Source organism: Bradyrhizobium sp. UFLA05-153 (genome assembly GCF_054185185.1).
Genome location: NZ_JBBIAM010000109.1, coordinates 1 through 17,380, shown reverse-complemented (window position 1 = coordinate 17,380; position 17,380 = coordinate 1). Strand labels below are relative to the sequence as shown.

Here is a 17,380-nt window from a genome sequence, read left to right as displayed (position 1 = left end):
GATGACGGCTCTCTCATCCGTCATTCCGGGGCGATGCGACAGCATCGAACTATGGTGCGCACTTGCGCACCTGAGAATCTCGAGATTCCGGGTTCGGTCTTACGGACCGCCCCGGAATGACGATGGGGAGGTGGTAACATGAGCTTCATAACCGGCGTCGGGCTCACGCCCTACGGCAAGCATGAAGGCTCATCCTCGCTCGACCTGATGAGCCGCGCGGCCCAGCTTGCGCTCGACGATGCCGGGCTGACGCGCGCGGAGATCGACGGCGTCCTCTGCGGCTATTCGACGGTGTCGCCGCACATCATGCTGGCGACCGTCTTCGCCGAGCATTTCGGCATCCGCCCCAGCTACGCCCACGCCGTGCAGGTCGGCGGCGCGACGGGCCTCGCGATGACCATGCTCGCCCGTCATCTGGTCGAGGCCGGGGTGGTGCGGCATGTGCTCGTTGTCGCCGGCGAGAATCGCCTCACCGGGCAAAGCCGCGATGCCTCGATCCAGGCGCTGGCGCAGGTCGGACATCCCGATTACGAGGTGCCGCTCGGCCCGACCATCCCCGCCTATTACGGCCTCGTTGCCTCCCGCTACATGCATGAGTACGGCGTGACGGAGGAGGACCTCGCGGAATTCGCCGTGCTGATGCGCGCGCACGCCTGCACCCATCCCGGCGCGCAATTCCACGAGCCGATCACGGTCGCGGACGTGATGGCGTCCAAGCCCGTGGCGCTGCCGCTAAAACTGCTCGACTGTTGCCCGGTGTCCGACGGCGGCGCCGCCTTCGTGATCAGCCGCGAGCGGACCGGCGAGGCCGGCGTGCGGATCCGCGGCTGCGCGCAGGCGCATACCCATCAGCATGTCACCGCAGCTCCGGCGCTCAGCGAGCTTGGCGCCGAGATTTCGATCGCGCGCGCGAAGCAGGCTTCTGGTCTTGCGATCTCCGATGTGCGCTATGCCGCGGTCTATGACAGCTTCACCATCACGCTCGCGATGCTGCTTGAAGACCTCGGCCTTGCCGGACGCGGCGAGGCCGCCGCGCGCGTGCGGTCCGGATATTTCAGCCACGACGGACGCATGCCGCTCAACACGCATGGCGGACTCCTCAGCTACGGACATTGCGGCGTCGGCGGCGCGATGGCGCATCTGGTCGAAACGCAGCTCCAGATGACCGGACGCGCAGGCGATCGTCAGGTCCGCGACGCCTCGATCGCGCTGCTGCATGGCGACGGCGGCGTGTTGTCCTCCCATGTCAGCATGTTCCTGGAGCGGGTGCGATGAGCGCGCGAATCGCGGACTGGACCAAGGGCGAGGCGGCGATCGTCTATCAATGCTGCAGATCGTGCGGCGGCGTGCAGTACTTCCACCGCGACTTCTGCGCAGCCTGTGGCGCGCCAGATCCGCGGGAGCATCGCGCGAGCGGCAAGGGCAGGGTCTACGCCACTTCGCTGGTTTGCCGCGCGGCCACGCCCGAGACGCGCGCACATGTGCCCTACAACATCCTGCTCGTCGATTGCGCCGAGGGCTTTCGCATGATGGCGCACGGTGAGAAGGATCTCGCGATTGGCGACGAGGTCACCGCGCAGTTCGTGTCGTTTGCCGGAAGGTTCGTGCCGTTTTTCGGCAAGGTTTAATTAATGGTTTTCGTCATTCGGGGGCGGTCAAACGGACCGAACCTGGAACGGAATTCTGGGTCTGGTTACCGGGCCGCGCGCTTTGCGCGGTCCCGTACGCACCACCCCGGAATGACGAAATCTCTTTTTAGCGCCCGTAGAACAATATGCTGGCGATGACCAGCATCGCCGTCACCGCCAGCATATGCGCGAACGCTTCCGAGGCCGCCCTCCTGGTGGCTTCCTTCATGCCGTTTACTCCCTAGACCTGGGCGTGACTCATCGCTGCGCGCGCTGCGCAAGCGACGGTCCCATTTTTTTACTCGGAACACCCCACTTCGAGTATTCGCTGCGATTTGTCCCCACGCGGCGAATATCGACGGTTGCAAGGTCGTTCAGCATTACGGCGGCAATTTGACTCGATGTTGTTGCTCTTGCGTCGGTGCAAGAATAGTCTCGAGAAACCGTCCGTAAAAGCCGCTACAAGAGCAATACTCAAGGTGACTGATGGCCCGTATCGACTACGCCGATCCTTCCAAGGCGTCCGAGCGCACCCGCGACATACTCGCCAAGAATCGCAACGCCAACATCTTCCGCATGATGTCGCATTCGTCTGACTATTTCGTGCAGTACTGCCGGCTGGGCGGCGCGATCAGGAGCCGGGGCGAGCTTGACCCGATCGTGCGGGAGCTTGCGATCACGCGGACCGGGATTCTCTGCGAGGCGCCTTACGAGATCATCGCGCACAAGCGCATCGGCAAGACGGTCGGCGTCACCGACGAGCAGAACGAGGCGCTTGCGAACTGGCAGGCGGCGACGTGCTTTACCGAGACGCAGCGCGCGGCGCTCGCGTTCACTGATGAGATCGTCAAGCTGAACAAGCCGACGGACGCGACCTTCAAGGCGATCGCCGCAAAACTCACGCCGGGCGCGCTGGTCGAGTTGCAGCTTGCGGTCGGCTTCTACATCATGACGTCGAAGTTTCTTGAGACATTCGAGATCGACCTCCAACCGGTGACGGAGGTGGTAGGCTGATCCGAAAAAACGGCGAGGAATGCCGATGACGATCGATGAGTATGCAGCCTGGGCCGCGACGATTGCGAAAGTCGATGAGCACCCGACTAATGAGCGGTTGTCCTATCTCGGGCTTGGCCTCGCCGGCGAAGCCGGCGAGGTCGCGGAGCACATCAAGTTGCTGTTGCGCGATAGCTGGCTCGACGAGGCGGGGCTCGTCGATGAGCTCGGCGATGTCATCTATTACTGGGCCTGCCTGTGCGCGGCGACCGGCCAGAAGCCATCCGAATTGCTCCAGGCAAGCGCAGCCAAGATCAACAGGCGCCTGCGCGAGGCGGCGAGCCGCTGAACCGCAGCTTGCTCAGGTCGAGGTGAGAATATCCACCTTGGCGTTGGCGACGATCAGCCGGTCGGCGAGGAGCTGCGCCAGGTTACGCATGATGCGCTCGCTGGCGTGCGGATGCTGCTGACGAAAACGCTCGAAATCCTTCAGCGGCACCTCGAAGGCGGTCGCTGCCATGTCGGCCAATACGTCCGCGGAGCGGGTCGATTCCAGCAGCGCCATTTCGCCGAATGCCATGCCGGCCGTCAGCGTCGCCAGGCGAACGCCGTCGGGCAGCGTGACGTGCACCGCGCCGCTGCGCAGGAAGAACAGGGAATCGGCGGGATCGCCGGCCGCGACGATTTTTTGGCCGGTCTGGTAGGTGCGGATCGTGCAGAGCGAGCCGAGGTCGGTCAGCTCTTCCTCGCTCAAGCCCGCAAGCAGCGGCTGCTCGACGAGCTCCGTGGTCTCGTGAAAATCGATCGCGCCGCCATAGCGGTAGACGATCTGGTCTTCCGCCCATTCGATCGCGGTGTCGAGCAGGTAGAAGTCGCGAACGTTCTTCAGCTTCGCCGTCCATTCGCGAAGCGCGTTCCATTCCCGCGAGGCGCGCTGGACGCCGGACAGGACCACGGTGACGTTCAGTGCGGCGAGCTCCTCAAAAGCCTCAGCAACGAGGCGCGCGCCGGCGCGTGTGGTCGAGGTGACCCGGTGCAGGTCGAAGATCACGAGTTGAGGCCGCGGTCGCGCGGCAAGCCGCCGCGAGATGTAGTCGACGGCCGAGAGCGACAGGGTGCCGACGAGCTCGATGACGCGAACCTCGTCCTCGTGGGCTGCGAGGATCTCGCGCTCGCCGAGGCGGCGGACGCGGCGCGAAGGGCTCTGGCCGATGTGATAGTCCGCGATGATCGCGTTGCGCGCGTCGTCGCTGCGGTTGAGCATGTGCAGGTCGTAATGCGAGGACAGCGCCTCGCAGACCTTGATGCCGCGCACGCTGTTGCCGTGCTTGTCGAGGTTTGGCGAATAGCTGCCGAGCCCGAGCCGGGCGGGTAGGGCAGCGAGAATGCCGCCACCGACGCCGCTCTTGGCGGGGATGCCGATCCGGTAGATCCATTCGCCGGCATAGTCGTACATGCCCGACGACGTCATCACCGATAGCGTCCGCGAGATCGCGTAAGGCGTCATCACCTGCTCGCCGGTGACCGGGTTGACGCCGCGGTTGGCAAGGGTTGCCGCCATCACCGCGATGTCGCGCGCGGTGACTAGCACGGCGCATTGCCGGAAATAGACGTCGAGTACGGCCGCGACATTATCCGCGATCACCGCATTGGTTTTCAGGAGATAGGCGATGGCACGGTTGCGGTCGCCGGTCTGGCTTTCGGAGGTGTAGACGGCCTCGTCCACGTCCAGCTCGCGCCCGGCGAAGCGACCGAGTGCCTTGCGAATCTCCTCGAACGCCGCCTCGCCCTTGCACTCCTGGATCAACCCAGTGCAGGCGATCGCGCCGGCATTGACCATCGGGTTGAACGGATGGTTTTCCGCATTGAGCCGGATCGAGTTGAAGGGATCGCCCGAGGGCTCGACGCCAATCGCGCTTTCGACCCGCGCCGCGCCCAGCACGTCCAGCGCCAACGCGAACACGAACGGCTTTGACATCGACTGGATGGTGAAGGGCACCCGGCTGTCGCCCACTTCATAGACATGGCCGTCCAGCGTCGCGAGACTGATGCCGAAATAGGCAGGGTCGGCCTTGCTGAGCTCGGGGATGTAGTCGGCCACCGTGCCGGAGTTTTCGGCACCGAATTCGGCGTGGCAAGTGTCGAGGAACCGCAGTAAAGGCGGCTTCGTTTGTGTCCAGGCGCTGGCAGGCGATGATAGCGGTGTCATGTCCTCCTTGTGCAACGCCATCAGGACGCGCGCAACCCGCCCGGAATGGGCTGCCCACGCAACGCTAGCGACTCAACGAAAGATTTCATCGTTCGGGCCGGGTAAGCCTGCGACCGTCGCGGTGCTGATTGCATTGTCAGCTCGCGATGATCGCGATCGCCTGGCCTTCGGCGACGACGTCGTCCAGCTTGACGAGGAGCGATGTGATCGTGCCTGCCGCAGGCGAGGGCACCGGAATTTCCATTTTCATGGCCTCGACGAATGCAACGTCGTCGCCATCCGCGACGCTTTTTCCAACTTCAACGGGAATCGCGCAGATGCGTCCTGCGACTTCCGTGACGATCTTAATTTCTGGCATGCCAATCGCCTTTTTGTTGTCGTCGCAAGATGCCTGAGGTAGCGTGTCCTTCAAGCGGAATTTAATTCCGCAGAGCGAAACATAGTGGTAGGAAACATGGGACGACGTTCGGAGCGGTTGAGTAGGCAAGGCATGCTCGCTGGCGAGGCTGGCGAAAGTGATGTCATCCAGGTGGTATCGCGCGCATTCGATGTGTTGCGATGCTTCGAGGGCCACGAGGCGCGGCTCGGCAATCTCGAAATCTCCAATCGCTGCGGCCTGCCGCGCTCGACGGTGTCGCGGCTCACGCACACGCTGACGCGCATGGGGCAGCTGGTGTATCTGCCGCGCGATCAGAAATACCGGATCGGGCCGAGCGCGGTCGCGATGGGCGCCTCGATGATGAAGGGCGCGCAGCTGCGCAACCTCATCCACCTGCGGCTCGAGGATGTCGCCGAGCAATTGCCGGGGACGGTGGGCTTCGTCATCCCCGATCGGTTCCATCTCGTCTATCTCGAGTTTGCCCGCTCGGCGAGCGCGCTCGGCTTGCATGAAGGAACCGGCAGCCGGATCGCGATGGCCTCGACTGCCGCGGGTGCCGCTTATACGGCGGCGCTACAGCCGGAGATCGGCGATGCCCTGGTCGCGGAGATGGAGCGGGAAGCGCCGGAGGCGGCGCGGCTTCTGAAGCCGCGCATCGAGGCCAATCGCCAGTTCCTGCGTGAGCATGGCTATGTCGTGGCCTGCGGCCTGTGGAGCCCGCACATCAACGGCGTCGCGGTGCCGATGTGGTCGCCGCAATACCAGACTGTCGTGGTGGTCACGATCGGCCTCCTGGCAGCCATGTATGACGAAGAACGATTGCACAGCGAAGTCGCGCCGCTGATGGTGAAGCTCGGCAAGGCGGTCGGCGACCTGCTCGAAGGCGCCGAGGGCGACTTCCTCAACAATCGTCTCGAGCGCAAGCCGATCGCGATGGCCGTGCGAAATAACAACAAGCCTATCGCGCCGGAGGGACTGAATGAACTGGAAGCCGGAACTCGACGAGCTCGCCCGGCGCGAAGCCTTCGCGCGGGAGATGGGCGGCGTTGACAAGGTCAAGCGACAGCATGACCAGGGCCGACTGACTGTTCGGGAGCGTATCGACGGGCTGATCGACAAAGGCAGCTTTCACGAGATCGGTGCCGTCTCCGGCATCGGTGAATACGACGCGCATGGCGAGCTCAAGCATGTGACGCCGGCCAACTGCGTGTTCGGCCGCGCCAGGGTCGACGGCCGCACGGTGGTAGTGGTTGGCGACGATTTCACAGTGCGCGGCGGCTCGGCAGATGCGTCGATCTCCGCCAAGCCGCTGATGGCGGAGGAGATGGCGCACGATTTCCGCCTGCCCATCATCCGCATCATCGAGGGCTCCGGCGGCGGCGGCTCGGTCAAGACGATCGAGACCAAGGGCGCGGCGAACCTGCCGGGTGGCATCGGCGGCACGCGCTGGTATCGCTTCACGACGGAGAATCTCGCGCGCGTGCCTGTCGTGGCGCTGGGGCTCGGTTCGGTCGCGGGCCTCGGCGCGCGGCGCTTTCTGTCCTATCTGCCGTCATCGGTCTACGAATTGCCGCCGACGCTGCCCTGTCATGACGACCCGGAACGCATTGACGAGGGCTTGACGAAGGCCGTGCCACGCAACCGCCGGCAGGTCTACAAGATGCGCCCCATCATCGAGTCCGTCGTCGACAAGGGCTCGTTCTTCGAGGTCGCCGGCAATTTCGGCAAGCCGGTCATCGTTGGCCTCGCGCGGCTCGAGGGCAGGGCTGTAATGCTGCTTGCCAGCGATCCCTTCCACTATGGCGGCTCGTGGACCGCCGACGCCTGCCAGAAGGTGGTGCGCTGGGTCGACTTCGCCGAAACCTTCCATCTGCCGGTCGTCTATCTCATGGATTGCCCGGGCTTCATGATCGGGCTGGACGCGGAGAAGGCCGCCACGATCCGCCACGGCGTGCGCGCCATGGCCGCGGTCAACCAGACCACGGTGCCCTGGTGCACGGTGATCCTGCGCAACGCGTTTGGCGTTGCCGGCGTCGTACATCAGCCGGCCGATCGCTTCTCGATCCGCTACGCCTGGCCGTCGGCCTATTGGGGATCGCTGCCGCTCGAAGGCGGGATCGAGGCGGCCTATCGCGCCGACATCGATGCGGCGGAGGATAAGGCGGCGAAGCTGAAGGAGATCGAGGATCGCCTCAACAAGCTGCGCTCGCCGTTCCGCTCGGCCGAAAAGTTCTGGGTCGAAGAGATCATCGATCCCCGCAAAACGCGGTCCCTGCTGTGCGAGTTTGCGCGGCTGGCCGAGCCGCTCAGGACGCCGGGGCCGCCGGCGAATATGACGATCAGGCCGTAGCTTCGTCGCGCATCGCGAGGCGACGCGCGGACTACCGGCAGTTTTCGCGTCGAGCCATGGCGCTCGTGCTCACGTCTCCGTTTCGACTGGAAGCCATTCATCTCCTGCCTTCCGCCGATAGACCGACATTGCGAACCGGTCGGGCAGGCCACTGCCGCCGATCTTGGCGGCGGCAGTGATGGAGGATTGAGGATCAACGCCTGGGTAGCGACGCCATCACTTCACCCGCGTCGCCGTCTTCGAGGCAAGGTGTGACGGTCAACGGGAGCAGGTCAGCCCATTGTGCGTGCCAGCGATACATCGCCTTTGGATCACTCGATTCAGAGATCGCAAATCCCTGTCCGTTCATTCCATGCCAGCGGCCCAGCATCTTGACGCCTTCGGGTGGTGCTCCGCCGGTTTCCAGAAAGCGGGCGACGGCTGCATTGAAAGTGCCTTGAGGTACACTCCACGTGGTTATGAATTTCATGCGATTCTCCCATAACTTGAATTATCGGATGAATGCCGCGGCGGCGCCGCCTGCGCAGGATAGCGTCTGCGGATCGAATAACAACGGCGAATGAAGAGGTGCGTTAGTGTGATGCAGGGCGCCGCTCTCCGGCACGCGCCCTGGTGCAAAGCGGACATGGTGATACGTCGCGAGTGAAGTACCTTCGGTTGGTGCGTGAGCGCTGGGTTCAATCGAGCATTGCCGGTTTTGACTCTAAGCAGCGCGCCAGCATCGCGTACCTCGCCAAGAGCTACGGATTTCACACAATCCATGGCGACCGGGACGCAGTAGAGAAGGGGGCCTGGTCGGCTATGGCCCGCGCACCCCTGGGCATCGGGCCACATTCAGCAGCGCGGCATGGTGACCCTTTTACGCGACTGCAGGCGCAGGCTTTGGATGCCGCGCGAGCGCCAGCACGATCAGCGCGGCGAACACGCAGAGTGCGCCGGCGATGAAGAAGGCGGGCAGGTAGCTCGCCAGCAGCGTCCGCGACAGGCCGGCGCCAAAGGCGGCGGTGCCGGCGCCGAGCTGGTGGCCGGCAAAAATCCAGCCGAACACCAGATTGGCGCGCTCGGGGCCGAATTTTTGCGCCGTCAGGCGCACCGTCGGCGGCACGGTGGCGATCCAGTCGAGACCGTAGAACATCGCAAACAACGACAGGCCGTAGAAGGAGAAATCGCTGAACGGCAGGAACACCAGCGAGAGCCCGCGCAGGCCGTAGTACCAGAACAGCAGCCAGCGATTGTCGTAGCGGTCGGACAGCCAGCCGGACATGATGGTGCCGAAGAAGTCGAAGATGCCCATCGCAGCTAACAGGCTTGCTGCCTGCACTTGCGGGATGCCGAAATCAAGGCACATCGGGATCAGGTGCACCTGGACGAGACCGTTGGTCGAGGCGCCGCAGACGAAGAAGGTCGCAAACAGAATCCAGAACGCGCTCGACGTCGAGACGTCGCGCAGCGTGCCGAGCGCAACGGCTGTGATCGGCGCGTGGCTGACCGGCGGGACGGGCACGGGCTCGCTGCCCTCGTCGCCGAACGGGCGCAGGCCCACATCGCTCGGCCGGTCGCGCATGACGAGCGCGACGGCGGTGGCGGAGACGCCGAGCATGAGGCAGACGAAAGAAAGTGCGAGACGCCAACCGAAGCGTTCGGTGAGGCCCGCGAGCAGCGGCAGGAACACGAGCTGCCCCGTGGCGACGCTCGCGGTCATGATGCCGACCACGAGGCCGCGCCGCGCGGCGAACCAGCGCGTGGCGATGGTGGCCCCTAACACCAGCGCCGTCATGCCGGTGCCGATGCCGATCACGACGCCCCACAGCAGCATGAGCTGCCAGACCTGCGTCATCCCGAGCGAAGCCACCAGCGCCGAGACGACAATGAGCTGCGCCGTCAGCGTCACGTTGCGCAGGCCGTAGCGGTTGAGGAGGGCGGCTGCGAACGGCGCCATCAGGCCGAACAGGATGAAACGGATCGAGAGCGCGGAAGAAATCTCCGCGGTGCTCCAGCCGAATTCCTTTTGCAGCGGCACGATGAACACGCCGGGCGCGCCGACGGTGCCGGCGCTGATCAGCGCGGCGAGGAAGGTCACGCCGACCATCGCCCAGCCGTAGTGAATCTTTCGGCGGCCAAGTGTTGCCGCGAGCCAGTTCGAAATCATTGAGCCCCAACCTTACCTGGAGGATTTAGCGTGACCTGTTCAAGCCTGGCATTCTGGCACGAGTCGCGCGCGTCTGAAATGCCAGACTTCCCTCAATTCCGGACATTTTGCCTAGTTTGCAAACCGCTCGACCGCGATCGCGGTCGCTTCGCCGCCACCGATGCAGAGTGCCGCGACGCCGCGCTTGAGGTTCTGCGCCTCCAGCGCATGAAGCAGCGTCACGATCAGCCGCGCGCCGGTGGCGCCGATGGGATGCCCGAGCGCGCAGGCGCCGCCATTGACGTTGAGCTTCTCTCTGGGAATACCGAGGTCGCGCTGCGCGGCCATAGCCACCACGGCAAAGGCCTCGTTGATCTCGAACAGGTCGACGTCATCGACGCTCCAGCCGACCTTGTCGAGCAGCTTGCGGATCGCCGGGATCGGCGCGGTGGTGAACCATTGCGGCTCCTGGCTGTGGGTGGCGTGGCCCTTGATCTCGGCCAGCACCGGCAGGCCATTGCGATCGGCAAGCGTGCGGCGCATCAGCACGAGCGCGGCTGCGCCGTCGGCATTGGCGGACGACGCCGCCGGCGTGATAGTGCCGTTGGCGCGGAACGCCGGTTTCAATCCGGGGATCTTTGCCGGATCGACCTTCAGCGGATGCTCGTCATTGGCGATGACGCGAGGACCGGCCTTCTCGCTGAGCGTGATCGGTGCGATCTCGGCCTTGAACGCGCCGCTCTCCACCGCCTTGCGCGCGCGGCTCAGCGTCTCCATCGCAAAGGCGTCCTGATCCCTGCGCGTGAACTGATAGGCTTCCGCAGTGGCCTCGCCGAAGTCGCCCATCGAGCGGCCGGTCTCATAGGCGTCCTCCAGCCCGTCCATCATCATGTGGTCGATGATGCGGTCGTGGCCGGCGCGGTAGCCGCCGCGCGCCTTCGCCAGCAGGTAGGGCGCATTGCTCATGCTCTCCATGCCGCCGGAGACGACGATGTCGGCCGAGCCCGCGCGGATGATGTCGTGCGCCAGCATGGTCGCCTTCATCCCGGACCCGCAGACCTTGTTGACGGTGGTCGCGCCGGTGGCATCGGGCAGGCCCGCCGCGCGCGCCGCCTGGCGGGCCGGCGCCTGGCCCTGGCCCGCGGGCAGCACGCAGCCCATGAAGACCTCGTCGACCTTCTCGGGCGCAAGTTTTGCGCGGTCCAGCGCCGCGGAGATCACGTGCGAGCCGAGTTTGTGCGCAGCGAGCGGCGACAGCTCGCCCATGAAACGGCCAAGTGGCGTGCGGGCGGCAGAGACGATGACGACGGGATCAGCGGCCATGGCGGGCTCCCTGGGCAGGATGTTGTGAGATTATGATCATCATATGATGCGTCGCAAAAAATGCAACTGCACCCGGCATGAGAAATTGTCGTGCGTGGGATGAGATTTTTTTAGCGTTGGTGGGCGGCCACGCCACAAACAACGCCGTCATCACCCGCGAAAGCGGGTGATCCAGTATTCGAGAGGCAGTGCAAGGATACGGAGAGGCTGCGGCGTACTGGATGCCGAGACAGCCTTACCGCTTCCGGTTGACGAATTCCTGCATCAGCCGGGTCGGCTCATCCGTCAGGAACGACTCGCCGAACACCTTGACGCTGAGATTGACCGACTCGGTCAGCGGCAATTCCTCCCATTGCCGCAGCAGCGCCTTCTGCGACCGTAGCGCTTCGGGGCCGCAGGCGAGCAGCGCCTTCACGGTGTGCTCGACCGCCTCGTCGAGTGCGCCCTCCGGCGCGACCTTGTCGACGAGACCCCAGGCCAGCGCCGTCGGTGCGTCGATGTTTTCCGCCGTCATCACCAGCCAGCGCGCGCGGCCCCAGCCGATCAGGCGTGGCAACAGCGCCGCATGGATCACCGAGGGGATGCCGACACGCACCTCCGGCATGCCGAAATGCGCATCATGCGCGGCTATACGGAAGTCGCAGGCAGCCGCGACCTCGAGCCCGCCGCCGAGACACCACCCCGGCATCCGCGCGATCGTGGGGGCAGGGAAGTTGCGCACGGCTTCGCAGAGATCACGCAGGCGGGAGATGAACGCCTCGGCGGCTATCTGGTCGAGCTTCGCCATCTCCTTGATGTCGGCACCGCCGATCAGGCTCTTCTCGCTCTGGCCGCGCAGCACCACCACGCGGATGCTGCGGTCGGCGGCGAGACGCTGCAAGCCGTCGCGCATGGCGTCGGTGACGCGCGAGCTCAAGATGTTGAGCGAGCCGGCATTGCAGATCATGACCTGCACGACGCCGCGCGCATCGCGCGTCACGCCGCAGTGGGGATTGAGCATTTCCATCGTGAGAACTCGAACGTTGTTGGACACGGGCGGGTCGCGCGGGTCACCGTCACTTCCGGTCCGAAACGCTGGCTTGTCAAGCGTTGGAGCTGATCAAGTTGCAAAAGGCGAAATCCGCTCTATAGTATGATATATATCATATAAAAGAGGCCGCCATGACTGAAGCCGATACGATAGAGCTGTTTTCGCCCGCGCTCCGGCGCGAGCGGGTGGTGGGCTGGCAGGCGCCGGGGCCGGTCGCCAAGGCCGCGATGGGACTATCCGGCATCGAGGTCATGGAGGCGATCCGCGACAGCCGGCTGCCCGCTCCGCCGCTTGCGATGCTGATCGGCTTCGCCATGGCCGTGGTCGAGCCGGGCCGGATCGTGATGGAACTGGAGCCGCGGGAGGATCTCGAAAATACCATCGGGCTTCTGCACGGGGCGACCGCCGCGGCGCTGCTCGATACCGCCATGGGCTGCGCGATCACGACCCGGCTGGAAGCCGGCCAGGGCTCGGTCACCCTCGATCTGAAGCTGACCTTCCTGCGCCCGCTCTCGGTCCGCTCGGGACTGATCTCGGCCGAAGGCAAGGTGGTCAAGCTCGGGCGCCAGACCAGCTACACCGAAGGCTTCGTCCGCAATGGCAGGGGCGACCTTGCGGTGCACGCAACCGCGACCTTTGCAATGATCGGCAATAACCTGACAGCGAATTAATGCTCCATTTTCGCAGGTAGCGTGTTATTACATGACCTTCGACATCCAATGAGACCGGCATGCGCTATTCCAGGGAACACAAGCAGGAAACCCACGACCGCATCGTGAGGAAGGCGTCCGTGCGGCTGCGCGAGAAGGGCGCGCACGGCATCGGCGTCGCCGACCTCATGAAGGAGGCCGGCCTGACCCATGGCGGGTTCTATGCGCATTTCGATTCCCGCGAGGGGCTGGTGATCGAGGCGTTTGCCTACGCCATGGACCGCTCGATGGATCACTGGCGCAAGATGACCGGCGAGGTCGCTCCCGAGAAGCGGCTGGCGCTGATCGCAGAGACCTATCTCTCCGCGCTGCACCGCGACGACCCCGGCCATGGCTGCTCGATCCCCGCGCTCGGCGCCGAGATCGCCCGCGAGAGCCCGAAGACGCGCAAAGCCTTTTCCGGCAAGCTCGACGAGATGATCGAGATGCTGGCCGATCACGTCACCGGCGTGCCGCGCAAGGCCGCGCGCAAGCAGGCGATCGCGACGCTTGCGACGATGGCCGGCACCATGCTGCTAGCGCGGATTGCCGGCTCGAGCGAGCTCTCCGACGAGGTGTTGAAGGCGGGCAAGGATACCGCGCTCGACAGCGCGCGTCGTGAGCCGGCTGCCAAGAAGCCGCGCGAGAAGCAGAGCTAGGCGAAATGCCGTAGGGTGGGCAAAGGCGCGCCAGCGCCGTGCCCACCGCTTCTGCCTCCGCGGCGAGAAAAGAGGTGGGCACGCTACGATTTCACCGTCCCGCGAACAGCGCCCGCTCGCGCTCCACGATCTCACAGATGTAATCGGCCACCGCCCGAATCCGCGCGAGATCCTTGCTGTCGGCATGCATCAGCATCCAGAAGGTGCGGGTGATCGAGATCTCCGCAGGGAGCACTGGCCGAAGCTGCGGATAATCCGCCGCCATGAAATGCGGCAGCACGGCAATGCCAAAACCGGCGAGCGTGGCGTTGAGTTGCGCGATCAGATTGGCGCTGCGGAAACGTGCGGAAATCTTTGGTGATACCTGGGGCAGATAATCGAGCTCCGGCGTGAACAGCAGCTCCTCGATATAGCCGACGAAGCGATGCTGCGGCAGCGCCTCACGCGAGGTGATCGTCGGGAAGCGGTCGAGATAGGCGGGGGCGGCGTAGAGCCCGAGGCGGTAGTCGAGCAGCTTGCGGCCGACGATGCGGCCTTCCTTCGGCATGGTCAGGCTGATTGCGATGTCGGCCTCGCGCTTGGAGAGGCTGAACAGCCGTGCCGTAGCCACAAGTTGCAGATCGAGATCGGGATACCGGTCCGCAAACGGTGCGAGCCGCGGCGCGAGGAACGCAGTGCCGAAACCGTCGGGCGCGCCGATCCGCACCGTGCCGGTCAGCCGCGCGAGCGAGCCGCCGACCTGTTCCTGGTTGGCGACGATGGTCGATTCCATCGCCTCCGCGCTGTCGGCGACGCGCTGGCCGGCTTCGGTAAGGAGGTAGCCGGTCTTGCGCCGGTCAAACAGCTTGGCCGAGAGATGCTTCTCCAGCCGGTCGACGCGGCGGATCACCGTCGCATGATCCACGCCGAGCTGTTTTGCCGCAGCCGACACCGAGCCGCCCCGCACGATGGCCAGCACGAAGCGGAAGTCGTCCCAATCGATCGCGCCTTGATCCAGCATTTTCGCACATCTATGGTGCAATATCTCAGACTTGAATCCTATAAAATGCAGGTCAATAGGATTTGTCAAAGCTATCTAACCCGCTCTTGAGGGAGGTATTCATGCGCGACGTCGGACATTTCATCGGTGGCAAGGAAGTGAAGGGCAAGTCGGGCCGTACGGCCGACGTCTTCGAGCCGATGACCGGTGACGTCCAGGCCAAGGTGGCGCTGGCGTCGAAAGCGGAAGTCCGTGCAGCCGTCGAAAACGCCCGTGCTGCCCAGCCGGAATGGGCCGCGACCAACCCGCAGCGCCGTGCCCGCGTGATGACGAAATTCGTTGAATTGGTGCAGCGCGATTACGACAAGCTCGCCGAGCTGCTCGCGCGCGAGCACGGCAAGACCGTTCCCGACGCCAAGGGCGACATCCAGCGCGGTCTTGAAGTCGCCGAGTTTGCCTGCGGCATTCCGCATCTGATGAAGGGCGAATACACCGAAGGCGCTGGCCCCGGCATCGACATCTATTCGCTGCGCCAGCCGCTCGGCGTCGTTGCGGGCATCACGCCGTTCAATTTCCCGGCGATGATCCCGATGTGGAAGTTCGCGCCCGCCATCGCCTGCGGCAACGCCTTCATCCTCAAGCCCTCCGAGCGTGATCCGGGCGTGCCGATGTTGCTAGCCGAGCTGATGATGGAAGCGGGTCTGCCGGCAGGCATCCTCAACGTCGTCAACGGCGACAAGGAAGCGGTCGATGCGATCCTGGACGATCCCGATATCAAGGCCATCGGCTTCGTCGGCTCGACGCCGATCGCGCAGTACATCTACGAGCGCGCGGCCCAGACCGGCAAGCGCTGCCAGTGCTTCGGCGGCGCCAAGAACCACGCCATCGTCATGCCGGATGCCGACATGGACCAGGCGGTCGATGCGCTGATCGGCGCGGGCTATGGCTCGGCCGGCGAGCGCTGCATGGCGGTCTCGGTCGCGGTCCCCGTCGGCAAGACCACCGCCGACCGCCTGATGGAGAAGCTGATCCCGCGCGTCGAGTCGCTCAAGATCGGCACCTCGATCGATCCGTCCGCCGACTACGGCCCGCTGGTGACGCGCGAGGCGGTCGAGAAGGTCAAGAGCTACATCGACATCGGCATCAAGGAGGGCGCGACACTCGCCGTCGACGGCCGCGGCTTCAAGATGCAGGGCTACGAGAAGGGCTTCTATCTCGGCGGCTCGCTGTTCGACAACGTCACCAAGGACATGCGGATCTACAAGGAAGAGATCTTCGGTCCCGTGCTCTCGGTCGTGCGCGCGCACGACTACAAGGAGGCGCTGGCGCTGCCGTCAGATCATGACTACGGCAACGGCGTTGCGATCTTCACCCGTGACGGCGACGCCGCGCGCGACTTTGCGGCCAAGGTGAACGTCGGCATGGTCGGCATCAACGTGCCGATCCCGGTGCCGATCGCCTATTACACCTTCGGCGGTTGGAAGAAGTCCGGCTTCGGCGATCTCAACCAGCACGGCCCGGACTCGGTCCGCTTCTACACCAAGACCAAGACGGTGACCTCGCGCTGGCCGTCCGGCGTCAAGGAAGGCGCGGAGTTCTCGATACCGCTGATGAAGTAACTCAAACAGCGCGAGCTCGACATGCAGTTCGCTCTGAACGAGGATCAGGTCGCGGTTCGCGACATGGCGCTGGCGTTTGCGGCCGAGAAGATCGCGCCGCACGCGCTGCGCTGGGATGAGGAGAAGCACTTTCCCGTCGACGTGATGCGCGAGGCCGCAAAGCTCGGCATGGGGGGCATCTACATCCGCGACGACGTCGGCGGATCCGCCATGACGCGGTTCGATGCGGCGCTGATCTTCGAAGCGCTCGCGACGGGCTGTCCGACCACCTCGGCCTTCATCTCCATCCACAACATGGCGTCCTGGATGATCGATGCCTTCGGCAGCGACACCCAGCGCCACAAATGGCTGCCGAAGCTCTGCACCATGGAGCTGATCGCGAGCTACTGCCTGACCGAGTCGGGCGCAGGCTCCGATGCCGCCGCGCTGCGGACGCGCGCAGTGCGCGACGGCGATCATTACGTGCTCAACGGCCAGAAGCAATTCATCTCGGGCGCCGGCGGCACCGACGTGCTCGTTGCGATGGTGCGGACCGGCGGTGACGGTCCCGGCGGCATCTCGACGCTGGTCATCGACGGCAAGACGCCGGGCGTGTCGTTCGGCGCCAACGAGCGCAAGATGGGCTGGAATGCCCAGCCGACCCGCGCCGTGATTTTCGAGAACGCCCGCGTGCCGGTTGAAAACCGGCTGGACGCGGAGGGCGTCGGCTTCAAGATCGCGATGGCCGGCCTCGATGGCGGCCGCCTCAACATCACGGCGTGCTCGCTCGGCGGCGCGCAAGCCGCGCTCGACAAGGCGCGCAGCTACATGAAGGAGCGTAAGGCGTTTGGAAAGCGCCTCGACGAATTCCAGGCGCTGCAATTCCGCCTCGCCGACATGGCGATCGAGCTCGAGGCCGCGCGCACGTTCCTCTGGCGCGCAGCCGCCGCGCTCGACCGCAAGGATCCCGACGCCACCATGCTCTGTGCCATGGCAAAGCGGTTCGGCACCGATGTCGGCTTCGAGGTCGCCAACCACGCGCTGCAGCTTCACGGCGGTTACGGCTACCTCAGCGAATACGGCATCGAGAAGATCGTGCGCGATCTGCGCGTGCATCAGATCCTCGAAGGCACCAACGAGATCATGCGGCTGATCGTGGCGCGCAAGCTGATCGAGGGCGCGCGATGACGGTTGTGGTAGAAGAGGGCGATCTGATCGCGCGCGTCGAAGGTTCGGCCGGCGTGATCCGGCTCAATCGTCCCAAGGCGATCAACGCGGTGACGCTGGAGATGTTTCGCGACATCGAGAAAGCGCTCGACCGCTTCGAGGTCGATCCGGCCGTCAGCGTGATCCTTCTCGAAGGCGCCGGCGAGCGCGGCCTGTGTGCCGGCGGCGATATCCGCGCACTCTGGGAG

18 protein-coding genes are annotated in these 17,380 nt (G+C 64.8%); 11 read left to right on the top strand and 7 right to left on the bottom strand.

Annotated elements, in window-relative coordinates:
* Nucleotides 1-138 precede the first annotated feature (138 nt).
* From Q2941_RS39830 to Q2941_RS39815, 4 genes are all read left to right on the top strand, one after another.
* On the top strand, nucleotides 139-1,275 hold the full coding sequence (locus Q2941_RS39830) for a thiolase family protein (RefSeq protein ID WP_458195904.1): 1,137 nt from the start codon (nucleotides 139-141) through the stop codon (nucleotides 1,273-1,275).
* Nucleotides 1,272-1,628, top strand: coding sequence for a Zn-ribbon domain-containing OB-fold protein (locus Q2941_RS39825; RefSeq protein ID WP_458195903.1), 357 nt, complete (start codon nucleotides 1,272-1,274; stop codon nucleotides 1,626-1,628). The genes Q2941_RS39830 and Q2941_RS39825 overlap by 4 nt, the downstream gene beginning before the upstream one ends.
* 486 nt (nucleotides 1,629-2,114) lie before the next feature.
* Complete coding sequence (locus tag Q2941_RS39820) at nucleotides 2,115-2,642, top strand: carboxymuconolactone decarboxylase family protein (RefSeq protein ID WP_458195902.1); 528 nt, start codon at nucleotides 2,115-2,117, stop codon at nucleotides 2,640-2,642.
* Between the two features lie 25 nt (nucleotides 2,643-2,667).
* Nucleotides 2,668-2,970 carry a nucleoside triphosphate pyrophosphohydrolase family protein gene (locus tag Q2941_RS39815; RefSeq protein WP_027523769.1) on the top strand — a complete coding sequence of 101 codons (303 nt, stop codon included), beginning with the start codon at nucleotides 2,668-2,670 and terminating at the stop codon, nucleotides 2,968-2,970.
* A gap of 12 nt (nucleotides 2,971-2,982) precedes the next feature.
* Here Q2941_RS39815 and glsA read toward each other — a convergent pair whose 3' ends face one another.
* Nucleotides 2,983-4,830, bottom strand: coding sequence for a glutaminase A (glsA, locus tag Q2941_RS39810; protein ID WP_458195901.1), 1,848 nt, complete (start codon nucleotides 4,828-4,830; stop codon nucleotides 2,983-2,985).
* A gap of 136 nt (nucleotides 4,831-4,966) precedes the next feature.
* Entirely contained in the window at nucleotides 4,967-5,242 is a 276-nt protein-coding gene (locus Q2941_RS39805) for an acyl-CoA carboxylase biotin carboxyl carrier protein subunit (protein ID WP_256576071.1), read from the bottom strand.
* A 42-nt stretch (nucleotides 5,243-5,284) separates the two neighbouring features.
* Here Q2941_RS39805 and Q2941_RS39800 point away from each other — a divergent pair, with 42 nt between their 5' ends.
* Together Q2941_RS39800 and Q2941_RS39795 are read left to right on the top strand one after the other, a co-directional pair.
* Nucleotides 5,285-6,259, top strand: a complete 975-nt coding sequence (locus Q2941_RS39800) for an IclR family transcriptional regulator (RefSeq protein ID WP_027523772.1) — start codon at nucleotides 5,285-5,287, stop codon at nucleotides 6,257-6,259.
* Nucleotides 6,189-7,559: an acyl-CoA carboxylase subunit beta gene (locus Q2941_RS39795; RefSeq protein WP_458195900.1), complete on the top strand. Its 1,371-nt coding sequence runs from the start codon at nucleotides 6,189-6,191 to the stop codon at nucleotides 7,557-7,559. The genes Q2941_RS39800 and Q2941_RS39795 overlap by 71 nt, the downstream gene beginning before the upstream one ends.
* 193 nt (nucleotides 7,560-7,752) lie before the next feature.
* Here Q2941_RS39795 and Q2941_RS39790 read toward each other — a convergent pair whose 3' ends face one another.
* From Q2941_RS39790 to Q2941_RS39775, 4 genes are all read right to left on the bottom strand, one after another.
* Nucleotides 7,753-8,028: a DUF3303 domain-containing protein gene (locus Q2941_RS39790; RefSeq protein WP_084801476.1), complete on the bottom strand. Its 276-nt coding sequence runs from the start codon at nucleotides 8,026-8,028 to the stop codon at nucleotides 7,753-7,755.
* A gap of 390 nt (nucleotides 8,029-8,418) precedes the next feature.
* Entirely contained in the window at nucleotides 8,419-9,708 is a 1,290-nt protein-coding gene (locus Q2941_RS39785) for an MFS transporter (protein ID WP_458195899.1), read from the bottom strand.
* 111 nt (nucleotides 9,709-9,819) lie between these two features.
* On the bottom strand, nucleotides 9,820-11,010 hold the full coding sequence (locus Q2941_RS39780) for an acetyl-CoA C-acyltransferase (protein ID WP_027523775.1): 1,191 nt from the start codon (nucleotides 11,008-11,010) through the stop codon (nucleotides 9,820-9,822).
* Nucleotides 11,011-11,245: 235 nt separating this feature from the next.
* Nucleotides 11,246-12,016 carry an enoyl-CoA hydratase gene (locus tag Q2941_RS39775; RefSeq protein WP_458195898.1) on the bottom strand — a complete coding sequence of 257 codons (771 nt, stop codon included), beginning with the start codon at nucleotides 12,014-12,016 and terminating at the stop codon, nucleotides 11,246-11,248.
* Nucleotides 12,017-12,171: 155 nt separating this feature from the next.
* Between Q2941_RS39775 and Q2941_RS39770 the strand changes: the two genes are divergently transcribed.
* Together Q2941_RS39770 and Q2941_RS39765 are read left to right on the top strand one after the other, a co-directional pair.
* Nucleotides 12,172-12,711 carry a PaaI family thioesterase gene (locus tag Q2941_RS39770; protein WP_027523777.1) on the top strand — a complete coding sequence of 180 codons (540 nt, stop codon included), beginning with the start codon at nucleotides 12,172-12,174 and terminating at the stop codon, nucleotides 12,709-12,711.
* A 59-nt stretch (nucleotides 12,712-12,770) separates the two neighbouring features.
* A complete protein-coding gene (locus tag Q2941_RS39765; protein ID WP_458195897.1) occupies nucleotides 12,771-13,388 on the top strand; it encodes a TetR/AcrR family transcriptional regulator in 618 nt (205 codons plus the stop codon).
* A 91-nt stretch (nucleotides 13,389-13,479) separates the two neighbouring features.
* Here Q2941_RS39765 and Q2941_RS39760 read toward each other — a convergent pair whose 3' ends face one another.
* On the bottom strand, nucleotides 13,480-14,388 hold the full coding sequence (locus Q2941_RS39760) for a LysR family transcriptional regulator (protein ID WP_027523779.1): 909 nt from the start codon (nucleotides 14,386-14,388) through the stop codon (nucleotides 13,480-13,482).
* A 101-nt stretch (nucleotides 14,389-14,489) separates the two neighbouring features.
* On the opposite strand from Q2941_RS39760, the gene Q2941_RS39755 reads away from it, so the two are divergent.
* The 3 genes from Q2941_RS39755 to Q2941_RS39745 all read left to right on the top strand — a co-directional run.
* Nucleotides 14,490-15,986 carry a CoA-acylating methylmalonate-semialdehyde dehydrogenase gene (locus Q2941_RS39755; RefSeq protein WP_027523780.1) on the top strand — a complete coding sequence of 499 codons (1,497 nt, stop codon included), beginning with the start codon at nucleotides 14,490-14,492 and terminating at the stop codon, nucleotides 15,984-15,986.
* A gap of 21 nt (nucleotides 15,987-16,007) precedes the next feature.
* Nucleotides 16,008-17,153, top strand: a complete 1,146-nt coding sequence (locus Q2941_RS39750) for an isobutyryl-CoA dehydrogenase (RefSeq protein WP_254112788.1) — start codon at nucleotides 16,008-16,010, stop codon at nucleotides 17,151-17,153.
* Nucleotides 17,150-17,380 (top strand): enoyl-CoA hydratase/isomerase family protein (locus Q2941_RS39745; RefSeq protein ID WP_458195896.1); only part of this gene is annotated, 231 nt, incomplete at its 3' end. The genes Q2941_RS39750 and Q2941_RS39745, both read left to right, overlap by 4 nt.